Below are 14,372 nucleotides of genomic sequence, written 5' to 3' on the forward strand. Positions count from 1 at the left end.
CGTGACCGAATACCAGGAGCGGACGCAGATGCGCAACGAGGACAAGCTCCGTGACTACCTCAAGCGGGTCACGGCCGATCTCAAGCTGGCCAACCGCCGCCTGCAGGACGTCACCGAGCGCCGCAGCGAGCCGATCGCCGTCGTGTCGATGAGCTGCCGGTTCCCGGGCGGGGTGACCGACCCCGAGCAGCTCTGGGACCTGCTCGCCGAAGGGCGGGACGCCGTTTCGCCGTGGCCCGCCGACCGTGGCTGGGACCCGGACCTCTACGACCCCGACCCCGAACGGGTCGGCCGCAGCTACGTGCGCGACGGCTGCTTCCTGACCGACGCCGCGCAGTTCGACCCCGCCTTCTTCGGCATCTCCCCGCGCGAGGCCGTGGCGATGGACCCGCAGCAGCGGCTGCTGCTGGAGACCACTTGGGAGGCCTTCGAGCGGGCGAAGCTCGACGCGGCGGCCCTGCGCGGCAGCTCGACCGGCGTGTTCGTCGGGGCCAGTAACCAGGGTTACGCCGGCGGCATGGTCACCGCGCCCGAGGGCCTGGAGGGACTGCTGCTCACCGGCGGTTCGGCCGCCGTGCTGTCCGGCCGGCTCGCCTACACCTTCGGGCTGGAGGGCCCGGCCGTCACCGTCGACACCATGTGCTCGTCGTCGCTGGTCGCCCTGCACCTGGCGGTTTCCGCGCTGCGCAACGACGAGTGCTCGATGGCGCTGGCCTGCGGTGCGACCGTGATGGCCAACCCCCGCAACTTCGTCGAGTTCAGCCGCCAGCGCGGCCTGTCCGCCGACGGCCGCTGCCGCGCCTTCTCCGCCGACGCCGACGGCACGGGCTGGGGCGAGGGCGTCGGCGTCGTGCTGCTCGAACGGCTCTCCGACGCGCGCCGCAACGGCCACCCGGTCCTCGCGGTCATCCGCGGCACGGCGATCAACCAGGACGGCGCGTCGAACGGCCTGACCGCCCCCAACGGACTCTCGCAGCAGCGCGTGATCGAGGCGGCGCTGGCCAACGCGCGGCTGGCGCCCGAGCAGGTCGACGTCGTCGAGGCGCACGGCACCGGCACCAAGCTGGGCGACCCGATCGAGGCGCAGGCCCTGCAGGCGACCTACGGCCGCGACCGCGAACGGCCGCTGCTGCTCGGCACGGTCAAGTCGAACATCGGCCACACCCAGGCCGCCTCCGGGGTCGCCGGGGTGATCAAGATGGTCCTGGCGCTGCGCGCGGGCGTCCTGCCGAAGACGCTGTTCGTCGGCGAGCCGACCCCGCACGTCGACTGGACCGCGGGCGCGGTCTCGCTGCTCACCGAGCAGCAGGAGTGGCCCGAGACGGGTGCACCGCGCCGGGCCGGGGTCTCCTCGTTCGGCGGCAGCGGCACCAACGCGCACGTCGTGCTGGAGGGCGTCACCGACGAGCCCGAGGTCGCCTCGGAGTCCACTGTGGACACGGCGGTGTGGGTGCTGTCGGGTCGTTCCGATGCCGCGCTGAAGGCCCGTGCGTCGGAGCTGGGCGAGCTGCGCGACGTGAATGTGGCCGACGTCGGCTGGTCCCTGGCCACCACGCGCTCGGCGTTCGAGCACCGCGCCGCGGTGATCGGCGGGGATCTGGAGGAGGGCCTCCGTGAGATCGCCGAATCCGGCACGGCCGCCGGTGGCGCGGTGGTCGGTGGCGAGGCCCAGGTCGTGGGCGGCACCGTGCTGGTCTTCCCCGGCCAGGGCGCCCAGTGGGCCGGGATGGCCGTGGACCTGCTGGCGTCCTCACCGGTGTTCGCGGGCCGGATGGCCGAGTGCGAGGCCGCCTTGGCGTCCTTTGTGGACTGGAAGCTGACCGACGTCCTCGGTGACGCGGCGGCCCTCGAACGCGTCGACGTCGTCCAGCCGGTTTCGTGGGCGGTCATGGTGTCGCTCGCCGCGTTGTGGGCGGCCCACGGCGTCACGCCGGACGCGGTTGTCGGGCACTCGCAGGGCGAGATCGCGGCCGCCGTCGTCGCCGGTGCGCTGTCGTTGTCCGACGGCGCGAAGGTCGTCGCGCTGCGCAGCAAGCTGATCGCCGGCCGGCTGGCCGGTCTCGGCGCGATGGCGTCGGTCGCGGCGCCGGAAGCCCAGGTCGAGGCGCTGCTCGCGGACGGTGTCTCCATCGCCGCGGTCAACGGGCCCGCGTCCGTGGTGATCTCCGGCGAGACCGCCGCCGTCGAAGAGGTCCTGGCCCGCGCCGAAGCCGAAGGACTGCGCGTCCGCCGGATCCCGGTGGACTACGCGTCGCACTCCGCCGTGGTCGAGGTCCTCGAAACCGAACTGCTCGAAGCCCTGGCGGACCTCGCACCCCGAGCCCCGCGGATCACGTTCGTCTCCAGCGTCACCGGTGAGACCGCCGAGACACTCGACGCGGCCTATTGGTACCGCAACCTGCGGCAGCGCGTGCGCTTCCAGGACGCCACCAAGACCCTCATCGCCGACGGGCACCGGTTCTTCGTCGAGTCGAGCCCGCACCCCGTCCTCGGCGGCGGCATCCAGGAGACCCTCGACGACGCGCTCGACCCCGGTTCGGCGGCCGTCGTCGGCACGCTCCGGCGTGGCGAAGGCGGCTTGGCGCGGTTCCTGACCTCGGTGGCTCAGCTGTGGACGCAGGGTCACGACGTCGACTGGTCGGCCGTCTACCCGGACGCGCGGCCGGTCGCTTTGCCGACATATCCCTTCCAACGGCAGCGCTACTGGCTGGAGACGCCGGTCGAGACCGCCGAGGCCGATACGGAGTTCTGGGACGCCGTGTCGGACGGGGCGCTCACCGAGGAGCTGGGCGTCACTGCGGAAACGCCCTGGCAGGAGGTGCTGCCCGCGCTCGCGGACTGGCGCCACCGCCGCACGGAGTTGTCCACAGTGGACCAGTGGCGGTACCGGATCACCTGGCACCCGGTCGCCGCACCGGCACCCGAGTTGTCCGGGACCTGGCTGGTCGTGCACGCGCCCGACGTCTGCCTCGACGCCCTGGAGAAGGCCGGCGCGGTCGTCCGCACCCTGCGCATCGACGAGTCCGACGATCGCGCGTCGCTGGCCGAGCGGCTGCGCGGCGAGTCCGATCTCGCGGGCGTGCTGTCGCTGCTCGCGCTCGACGAGCGTGCTCACGCCGCGCACCCGGTGCTGTCCAAGGGGCTCGCCGCGAACCTTCTGCTCTCGCAAGCTCTCGGTGACGCCGGGATCACCGCGCCGCTGTGGCTCGCGACGCAGGGGACGGCCGCCGTCGTGCCCGGCGACGAGGCGCCGAACCCGGGTCAGGCCACGACCTGGGGCCTCGGTCGGGTCCTCGCGCTCGAGCACCCCGACCGCTGGGGCGGGCTCGTCGACCTGCCGGAAACCCTGGACGAGCAGGCCGCGGCCCGGCTCTGCGCCGCGCTCACCGGGATCGGCGACGAGGACCAGCTGGCCGTCCGCGAGACCGGGCTGTACCAGCGTCGTCTGCGGCGCGCTCCGGTCGAGGGCAACGCTCCCGAGTGGCGGACGAGCGGCACCGCGCTGATCACCGGCGGCACGGGCGGGCTGGGGGCGCATGTCGCCCGCTGGCTCGTCGGCCGCGGGGCCGAGCACCTCGTGCTCACCAGCCGCCGCGGTCCCGACGCGCCCGGCGCCGCCGAGCTGCGCGAAGAACTCACGGCGCTCGGTGTCGAGGTGACGATCGCCGCCTGCGACGTCGCCGACCGCAAGGCGCTGACGTCGCTGGTCAGCGGCCTGACAGAGGTCCGCACGGTCGTCCACACCGCCGGCGTCGGCCTGCTGGCCCCGCTCTCCGACACGACGCTGCCCGAGTTCGAAGAGGGCGCCCGCGCGAAGCTCGCCGGCGCCCGCCACCTGGACGCGCTGTTCGGCGAGGCCGACCTCGACGCCTTCGTGCTGTACTCCTCGGTCGCCGGGGTGTGGGGAAGTGGCGACCACGGCGCGTACGCCGCCGCGAACGCCTTCGTCGACGCGCTCGCCGAGAGCCGCCGCGCCCGCGGCTTGGCCGGGACCTCGGTCGCCTGGGGCATCTGGGCCGGCGACGGCATGGTCTCCGACGTCGTCGCCGACCAGCTCAAGTGGCGCGGGATCCCGTTCATGGCCCCGGAACCGGCCCTGCTCGGGCTCGGCCAGGTGCTCGACCACGACGAGCCGTTCCTGGCCGTCGCCGACATCGACTGGGAGCGGTTCGTCCCGGTCTTCACCGCCGCCCGCCCGCGGCCGCTGCTGTCCGAGGTGCCCGAGGTCGCGGCCGTGCTGGCCGCCGAGGCGGAGGTCACCGAGGAGGAGACCGGCGCCGCGGGTGCGTTGCGCACCAAGCTGTCCGCACTGTCCGAAGAGGACCAGGACCGCGAGCTGCTCGGACTGGTCCGCAAGCACGCGGCCGCCGTGCTCGGCTACGCCGGCCCGGACGACGTCGACTCCTCCCGCGCGTTCCGCGAGCTGGGCTTCGACTCGCTGACCGCGATCGAGCTGCGCAACCGGCTCACCGCCGCCACCGGCCTGAAGCTGTCCGCCACCCTCGTGTTCGACTACCCGAACGCGACGACCCTCGCGCGGCACATCCGCACCGAGGTCCTCGGCGCCCCGGCACCCGCTGTCGCCGCGCCGGTCGTGGCGACCGACGAACCCCTCGCCATCGTCGGCATGAGCTGCCGGTTCGCCGGCGGCATCGGGAGCCCGCGGCAGCTGTGGGACCTGATGATGGCCGAGGCCGACGCCATCGGCGAGTTCCCCGGCGACCGCGGCTGGCAGCCCGGCGCGCTCTACGACCCCGACCCCGACAGTGCCGGGCACAGCTACACCCGCGCGGGCGGCTTCCTCTACGACGCCGCCGAGTTCGACCCGGGCTTCTTCGGCATCAGCCCACGCGAAGCCCTCGCGATGGACCCGCAGCAGCGCGTCGTCATGGAAGCCTCCTGGGAAGCCTTCGAAGACGCCGGGTTCGACCAGGCCGCCGTCCGCGGCAGCCGCACCGGTGTGTTCGTCGGCGCCAGCGGCCACGACTACGGCCAGCGGCTGCGCGAAGTCCCCGAAGGCGTCGAGGGCCACCTGGTCACCGGCGGCACCGGCAGCGTCACCTCCGGCCGCGTCGCCTACACCTTCGGGCTCGAAGGCCCGGCGGTCACGATCGACACCGGCTGCTCGTCGTCGCTGGTCGCGCTGCACCTGGCCGGCCAGGCGCTGCGGTCGGGGGAGTGCGACCTCGCGCTCGCCGGCGGCGTCGCGGTGATGTCGACCCCGGCGCCGTTCGTCGCGTTCAGCCGCCAGCGCGCGCTCGCCGCCGACGGCCGCAGCAAGCCGTTCTCCGCCGAGGCCGACGGCATGGGCCTGGCCGAGGGCGTCGGCATGCTGCTCGTCGAACGGCTGTCCGACGCGAAGCGCAAGGGACACCGGGTGCTGGCCGTGGTCCGCGGCACCGCGACCAACCAGGACGGCGCGTCCAACGGCCTGACCGCCCCGAACGGCCCGTCGCAGCAGCGCGTGATCCTGTCCGCGCTCGCCGCGGCCGGCCTCGAACCGTCCGAAGTGGACGCCGTCGAGGCGCACGGCACGGGCACCACGCTCGGTGACCCGATCGAAGCGCAGGCGCTGATGGCCACCTACGGCCGCGACCGCGTGGCCCCACTGTGGCTCGGTTCGGTCAAGTCGAACATCGGCCACAGCCAGGCCGCCGCGGGCGCCGCCGGCGTCATCAAGATGGTCCTGGCCATGCGTCACGGCGTCCTGCCCCGCTCGCTGCACTCGGAACACCCGTCGCCGCACGTCGACTGGTCGTCCGGGGCCCTCGAACTGCTCACCGAGGCCACGCCGTGGCCGGACAAGCCGGGACCGCGCCGCGTCGGCGTGTCCTCGTTCGGCGTCGGCGGTACCAACGCCCACGTCGTGCTTGAACACGACCCCTCGCCCGAACCGATCGCCGAGCGCGTGCCGGTAGCGGGACCGGTGCCGTGGGTGCTTTCGGCCCGCTCGGCGGCCGGACTGCCCGCGCAGGCGGCGAAACTGGCCGCCTCCGCGGCCGCGGACATCGCGGACATCGGCTGGTCTCTCGCTTCGACACGAACTCCCTTCGAGCACCGGGCCGTGGTGCTGGGCTCGGACCGCGACGAGCTGCTGACCGGGCTCGGCGGTCTGGCCACCGGGACACCGAGCGCGTCGGTGGTGACCGGCGTCGCGGGTCCGGTGGGGCGCACGGTGTTCGTGTTCCCGGGCCAGGGCGCGCAGTGGGCCGGAATGGCGGCCGAACTGCTCGACGAGTCGCCGGTGTTCGCCGAGCGGTTCGCGGAGTGCGCGGCGGCGCTGGAATCCTTTGTGGACTGGTCGCCGTTCGACGTTCTGCGCGAGTCTTCGCTGGAGCCCGTCGACGTGGTGCAGCCGATGTCGTGGGCGGTCATGGTTTCGCTGGCCGCGCTGTGGCAGTCGCACGGGGTCTCGCCGGACGCCGTGGTGGGTCACTCCCAGGGCGAGATCGCCGCGGCCGTCGTCGCGGGTGGACTGTCGCTGGTGGACGGTGCGCGCGTGGTCGCGTTGCGCAGCAAGGCGATCGCCGCCGGACTGGCCGGCCGAGGCGGGATGGCGTCGGTCGCGCTCGGCGCCGAGCAGCTCGAGAAGCTATTGGCCGAGTGGGCCGGCCGGATCACGATCGCGGCCTTCAACAGCCCGTCGTCGACCGTCGTCTGCGGCGAGCCCGACGCTCTGGACGAACTGCTCGCCCAATGCGTGGCCGACGGCGTTCGCGCCCGACTGATCCCGGTGGACTACGCGTCGCACTCGGCGCACGTGGAAGCGATCGAGAGCGAACTGCGCGACGTGCTCGCCGCGATCGAACCGCGGACCGGCGATGTCCCGTTCTGCTCGACGGTGACCGCCGAGCCGATCGACACGGCGACGCTGGACGCCGGGTACTGGTACCGCAACCTGCGTCAGCCGGTCCTGTTCACCCAGACCATCGAGGCGCTGGCGGCGCGCCAGCACTCCGTGTTCGTCGAGGTCAGCCCGCACCCGGTCGTCACGTCGGCGATCGCGGAGGCCGTCCCGGACGCCGTCGCGACCGGCACGCTCCGGCGCGGCGAAGGCGACCTGACGCGCTTCCGCACGTCCCTATCCGAGCTGCACGTCCGCGGCGTCGACGTCGACTGGACCCCGGCGTTCCCGGGTGCCGCTCAGATCCCGTTGCCCACCTACGCCTTCCAGCACCAGCGCTACTGGCTCGACGCGCCCACCCAGAGCGCAGGCGCGTTGGACGACGAGTTCTGGGCCGCCGTCGAGCAGTCCGACTTCGGGGCACTCGCCGCCTGGCGCGACAACCGGCAGGCCAAGTCGACTGTGGACAGCTGGCGGTACCGGGTCGAGTGGACGCCGCTCACCGTCGCGACCGGCACCACCGTGGCGGGCTGGCTCGTCGTCGGACCCGACCCGCACGGCCTCGCCGACGGCCTCGGTGCGCGGCTGCTGGCGCTACCGTCCGAAGTGGACCGTGAGCGGTGGGCCGAGCTGCTTCGCGAGGCGGGCCCGTTCGAGGGTGTGCTCTCCCTGCTCGATGGTCTCGTCCCGAACTTGACGCTGCTGCACGCCCTCGGCGACGCGGGCATCGACGCACCGCTCTGGTGGGCCACCAACGGCGCGGTCAGTACCGGCGCCACCGACCCGATCCGGGCCACCAACCAGGCCCTGACCTGGGGCTTCGGCCGGATCGCGGCCATGGAGTATCCGCAGCGCTTCGGGGGTCTCGTCGACCTCCCGGCCGACCTCGACGCCCGCGGAATCGCCCGGCTCGCCGCCATCCTCGGCGCACCCGGCCCCGAGGACCAGGTCGCGGTGCGCGCCTCCGGCGTCTTCGGCCGCCGCTTGGTCCGCGCGGCACCGGCCGGCGGCACGGCACCACCGTGGCAGGCGTCCGGCACCGTGCTGCTCACCGGCGGCACCGGCGGGATCGGCGCGCACCTCGCCCGCTGGCTCGCCCGGGCGGGCGCCGACCGGCTGGTGCTGACCAGCCGACGCGGCCAGGACGTCCCCGAGCTGACCGCCGAACTGGCCGACCTCGGCACCGAGCTGACCGTCGCGACCTGCGACGTCGCCGACCGCGACCAGCTCGCCGAGCTGCTGGCGGGGCTGCCGGACCTGACCGCGGTGGTGCACGCCGCCGCCGTGCTCGACGACGGCGTCCTCGACCGCCTCACCGCCGACCGGATCGCCAACGTGCTGCGCCCCAAGGCCGACGCCGCGCGGCACCTGCACGAACTGACCGCGCACCGCGACCTCTCGGCGTTCGTCCTGTTCTCCTCGCTGGCGGGCACGCTCGGCGGCCCGGGCCAGGCGAGCTACGCCGCGGCCAACACCTACCTCGACGCGCTCGCCCGCGAGCGCCGCGCCGCCGGCCTGCCCGCGACCGCGGTGGCGTGGGGTGCGTGGAGCGGCGGCCGGGGTGAGGGCCTGGCCGCGCAAGGGCTGCCCGCGATGGCGCCCGAGCTGGCTGTACTCGCGCTGCAGCAGGCCCTGGACGAGGACGAGACCGTGCTCGCGGTCGCCGACATCCGCTGGGACCGCTACCGCAAGACCCTGGCCCAGGGCCGGCCGAGCGCCGCGCTGCTGGGAATCCCCGAAGCGGCGGCGCCGGAAGCGGTCGAAACGGGCTGGGGCCGGCGCCTGGACGGTCTGGGCGAAGCCGAGCAGCACCGACTGGTCCTGGAGCTGATCCAGGCCCAGGCCGCGGTGGCGCTCGGCTACCCCGGACCCGAGTCGATCGAACCCGGCCGCGCCTTCCGCGACCTCGGCTTCGACTCGCTCACCGCCGTCGACCTGCGCAACCGGCTCGGCGAGGTCACCGGCCTGCGGCTGCCGGTCACGCTGGTCTTCGACCACCCGACCGCCGTCGCGCTCGCCGGGCACGTCCGGCGGGAGCTGGTGGGCGGCACAGTCATCGACACCGCGGTTCCGCTGGTGGCGGGCACCGACGAGCCGATCGCCATCGTCGCGATGTCCTGCCGCTACCCCGGCGGCGTGACCGGCCCGGAGGACCTGTGGCGGCTCGTCGCCGACGGCGTCGACGCGGTCGGGGAGTTCCCGGCCGACCGCGGCTGGGACGTCGACGGGCTCTTCGACCCCGACCCGGACAAGCCCGGCACCTTCTACACGCGCGGCGGCGGCTTCCTGCACGACGCGGCGGAGTTCGACCCGGCGTTCTTCGGGATCGCGCCGCGCGAGGCCCCCGCAATCGACCCGCAGCAGCGGCTCCTGCTGGAGACGTCGTGGGAGGCCGTCGAGCGCGTGGGCATCGACCCGGCGCTGCTGCGCGGCAGCCGGACCGGCGTGTTCGTCGGCTCCAACTACCACGACTACGGCGCCCGGGTGCGGCACGCGCCAGGCGAGTTCGAAGGCCACCTCGCGACCGGCAGCGCGGGCAGTGTCGCGTCCGGCCGGATCGCCTACACCTTCGGCCTGGAAGGCCCGGCGGTCACGGTCGACACGGCGTGCTCGTCGTCCCTGGTGGCGCTGCACTGGGCGGTCAAGGCGCTGCGCTCCGGCGAGTGCGACCTCGCCCTGGCTGGCGGTGTCACGGTGATCTCCTCGGTCGACACGTTCGTCGAGTTCAGCCGGCAGCGTGCGCTGTCGCCGGACGGCCGGTGCCGCGCGTTCTCCGCGGACGCCGACGGCGCGGGCTGGGCCGAGGGCGTCGGCATGGTCATGGTGGAACGCCTTTCCGACGCCCGCCGCAACGGGCACCCGGTGCTCGCGGTCGTGCGGGGCAGCGCGGTCAACCAGGACGGCGCGTCCAACGGCATGACCGCGCCGAGCGGGCCCGCGCAGCAGCGGGTCATCCGCGCGGCGCTGGCCGACGCGGCGCTCGCCCCGTCCGATGTGGACGCCGTCGAGGCGCACGGCACGGGCACCACGCTGGGCGACCCGATCGAGGCGCAGGCGCTCATCGCGACCTACGGCCAGGACCGTGAGCGGCCGCTGTGGCTGGGTTCGGTGAAGTCCAACATCGGGCACACCCAGGCCGCGTCGGGCATCGCGGGCGTGATCAAGATGGTGCAGGCGCTGCGCAACGGCGTCCTGCCGCGGACACTGCACGCCGAGACGCCGTCGCCGCACATCGACTGGTCCGCCGGACAGGTCCAGCTGCTGTCGGAGCCGGTCGAATGGGCCGCGAACGGCCACCCCCGCCGGGCGGCGGTGTCCTCGTTCGGGGTCAGCGGCACCAACGTCCACACGATCCTCGAAGAGGCACCCTCGTCGAATGAGCCGGTGGAAGTCGTTACGCCGCAACGGTTCACCGCCTGGCCGGTCTCGGCCCGGACCGAAGCCGCGCTGCGCGGCCAGGCCCGGCGGCTCCTGACGTTCACCGAGTCCGAAGTGGACGCTGCCGACGTCGCGCGTTCCCTGGCTGCCCGTGCGAAGTTCGGGCACCGCGCGGTAATCATCGGCGAGAACCTGGGCGAACTGCGCGACGGACTGGCCGCGCTGGCCGCGGACCGGCCCGCCGCCGGGCTGCGGCAGCACACCGCGCGCACCGGCCGGACGGCGTTCCTGTTCACCGGGCAGGGCGCGCAGCGGCTCGGCATGGGCCAGGAGCTGTACACGCGCTTCCCGGTCTTCGCCGACGCCTTCGACGCGGTGTGCGCGCACTTCGATCTGCCGTTGCGGGATGTCGTCTTCGGTGAGGACGCCGCCCGGCTCGACCGGACCGGCTTCACCCAGCCCGCGCTGTTCGCGGTCGAGGTGGCGTTGTTCCGGCTCCTGGAATCCTGGGACGTCCGCGCGGACTTCCTCGCGGGCCACTCGATCGGCGAACTGGCCGCGGCGCACGTCGCCGGGGTGCTTTCGCTCGCCGACGCGGCCAAGCTCGTCGCCGCGCGCGGCCGGCTAATGGAGGCGCTGCCCGAGGATGGGGCCATGGTGGCGATCGGTGCTCCCGAAGCCGAAGTCGTCCCGCTGCTGGACGACCGGGTGTCGCTGGCCGCGGTGAACGGACCCGAAGCCGTTGTCGTTTCGGGTGAAACCGAAGCCGTGCTGGGCCTCAAAGAGCACTTCGCGGCGCTGGGCCGCAAGACCAAGCGCCTGGAGGTCTCGCACGCGTTCCACTCGCCGCTGATGGACCCGATGCTCGCCGAGTTCGCCACGGTCGCGGAGGGTCTGACCTACCAGCAGCCGCGGATTCCGGTCGTGTCGGCCGGTGACGTCGCGACGCCGGAGTACTGGGTACGGCACGTGCGGGAGACCGTCCGGTTCGCCGACGGCATCCGCGGGCTGGCCGCGGAAGGCGTGAACCGGTTCGTCGAGCTGGGCCCGGACGCGGTGCTCGCCGCGCTCGTCCCGGACTGCGCCGGACCGGCCGAGCTGAGCGTGGGATCGGTGCTGCGCAAGGGACACGACGAAGAGCGCTCCCTGCTCATGGCGCTCGCCGGGCTGCACACCGCCGGCGCCGACGTCGACTGGGCCGCCGTGCTGGCCGGCGGTGGGCACGTCGAACTGCCGACCTACGCGTTCCAGCGTGAGCGGTACTGGCTGGACGTCCCGCCGGTGACCGGCGACGTCACCGGCGCCGGGCTCAGCGAAGCGGACCACCCGCTGCTGGGCGCGGCGGTGTCGCTGGCCGGTTCCGATGGCGCGCTGTTCACGAGTCTGTTGTCGGCGACGAGCCACCCGCTGCTGGCGCAACACGTCGTGCTCGGCAGTGTCCTGCTGCCAGGGACGGCGTTCATGGAGCTGGCCGTGCACGCCGCGGACAAGGTCGGCTGCGAACGCGTCGAGGAGCTCACCCTCGCCGCGCCCCTGGTGCTGCCGGAGACCGGCGGCGTCCGGCTGCAGGTCGCGGTCGGCGGGCCGGACCGGTTCGGCACCCGCTCGATCGACATCTACTCCCGCGCCGACGAGGCCATGGAGGACGAGCCGTGGACCACGCACGCCAGCGGCACGCTCGCCGCGGCGGCGGCCCCCGCGGCCGGTGACCTGACCGGGGCTTGGCCGCCGGCCGGCGCCGAGCCGATCGACCTCGACGGGCTCTACGACCGCATCGCGGCCAACGGGTTCGCCTACGGGCCCGCGTTCCAGGGCCTGCACCGGGCGTGGCGCGTCGGCGACGAGATCTTCGCCGAGGTCGACCTGCCGGAGGAGGAGCGGGCAGAAGCCGAACGCTTCGGTCTGCACCCGGCGCTGCTGGACGCGGCCCTGCACACCGTCGCGCTGCGCGACGAAAGCCGGGCGGTGCTGCCGTTCGCGTGGTCGGGGGTGACCCTGCATGCGGGCGGCGCGTCGGCCTTGCGCGTACGCGTCACCGGGCAGGGCGATGACACGGTGGCCCTGGCGGTCGCCGACCAGGACGGCCTGCCGGTGGCCACCATCGGTGCGCTGACGCTGCGGCCGGTCTCGGCCGAACAGCTCGACGTCGCGCGGTCGGCGTACCACGAATCGCTGTTCCGGGTGGGCTGGGTGATGGCCCCGATCACCCCGGTCAGCCACTCCGCGGCCGAACGCTGGGCGGTCGTCGGACACGACGTCGGCGTCCGCGTCACCAAGGCCCTCGGCACGGCCGGTGTCCCGGTGGAGTCCTACCCGGACTTCGACGCGCTCGGCGCGGCCGTGGCGGCGGGTGCCCCGGTGCCCGAGGTGGTCGTCATGACCAGCGGCCCGCAGGAGGACGAGGACGTCGCGCGCGCCGTCCGGACCGCCACCCACGGCGCGCTGGAGCAGGTGCAGGGGTGGCTGGCGAGCGAGCAGTTCGCCGGATCACGCCTGGTGTTCGTCACCAGGGGCGCGATCGCGACGCGGGTCGGCGAAGGCATCACCGACCTCGCGACGGCTGCGGTCGTCGGCCTGGTCCGCTCCGCGCAGTCGGAGAACCCCGGCCGGTTCGTGCTGGTCGACCTCGACGACCGCGAAGTCTCCTACGCGGCGCTCCCGTCCGCCGTGGCCTGCGGCGAACCGCACGTCGCGGTCCGGATCGGCGCGATCCAGGTGCCGCGCCTCGCCCGCGTCCCGGCGACCAGCCCGGCGCCGGTCTCCGAGTGGGACCCCGAGGGCACGGTGCTGATCACCGGCGCCACCGGGACGCTCGGCACGCTCGTCGCCCGGCACCTGGTGACCGCGCGCGGCGCCCGGCGGCTGGTGCTGACCAGCCGGCGCGGGCCAGCGGCGGAAGGCGCCCGGGAGCTGGTCGAGGAGCTGACGGCGTGGGGCGCGGACGTCACCATGGCCGCCTGCGACGTCGCCGACCGGGATTCCCTGGCCGCGCTGCTCGCGGCCATTCCCGCCGAACACCCGCTGACCGCGGTGGTGCACACCGCGGGTGTCCTCGACGACGGCGTCGTGTCCGCGCTGACCACCCGCCAGCTGGACACGGCGCTGCGGCCCAAGGTCGACGCGGCCTGGCACCTGCACGAGCTGACCGCGGGCATGAACCTGGCCGGGTTCGTCGTGTTCTCCTCGCTCGCCGGGACGTTCGGCGGCACGGGCCAGGCGAACTACGCGGCGGCCAACGCGTTCCTCGACGCGCTGGCGCACGTGCGCCGGGCGCAGGGGCTGCCCGGGCTGTCGCTGGCGTGGGGTCTGTGGGCCGAGCGCAGCGGCATGACCGGCAAGCTCGGCGAGGCCGACTTGTCGCGGCTCGCCCGCGGCGGCGTCGAGCCGATGCCGTCGGAGGAGGGGCTGGACCTGTTCGACGTCGCGTGCACCCTCGACGAGGCGGTGCTGCTGCCGGTGCGGCTGGTCGTGGAGGCCATGCGCGACCGCGTCGGCGAGGACGCGATCCCGGTGATCCTCCGCAGCCTGATCCGCACGCCGGTGCGCCGCGCGGTCCGGGCGACGACGGCCCCGGCCGACCCGGCGGACAGCCTGACCCACCGCCTGGCCGGGATGTCGGAGGCCGAGCGCGACGGAGCATTGCTGGACCTGGTCCGCACCCACGCGGCGACGGTCCTGGGCTACGCGGGCCCGGACGCGATCGAGCCGGACCGAGGGTTCTTGGAGCTGGGCTTCGACTCGCTGAGCGCGGTCGAGCTGCGGAACCTGCTGGGCGCGGCAACGGGGCTGCGCCTGCCGGCGACGCTGCTGTTCGACTACCCGTCGACGACGGTGCTGGTGGAGTACTTGAGGTCCGAGCTGGTCCCGGACGTCCCGGCGGCGATCCTTCCCGCTTTGGCCGAGTTGGATCGGGTGGAGTTCGCGTTGCCGGAACTGCTGGCGGATGCGCAGGCTCGCGAGACCTTGGGGAGTCGCTTGCAGGAGCTGCTGGCCCGGGTGAACGGCTCCGGCCCGGCGACGGCGGTCGAGGAGCGGCTGGAGTCCGCGACGGACGACGAGATGTTCGCGCTGATCGACGAGCTGGACCTCGACTGACCCGCTCGCGCCCGGCCGGGCGGTGTCTTGAATGAGTCATTCAGGTCTTGGTAGG

1 protein-coding gene is annotated in these 14,372 nt (G+C 73.9%); it reads left to right on the forward strand.

All coding sequences use genetic code 11. The features are described 5' to 3' along the window. Position 1 precedes the first annotated feature (1 nt). A complete protein-coding gene (locus AB0M59_RS41090; RefSeq protein ID WP_364626717.1) occupies positions 2 to 14,317 on the forward strand; it encodes a type I polyketide synthase in 14,316 nt (4,771 codons plus the stop codon). Positions 14,318 to 14,372 lie beyond the last annotated feature (55 nt).

This window comes from Amycolatopsis sp. NPDC051371 (assembly GCF_040682155.1).
Lineage (GTDB): Bacteria > Actinomycetota > Actinomycetes > Mycobacteriales > Pseudonocardiaceae > Amycolatopsis.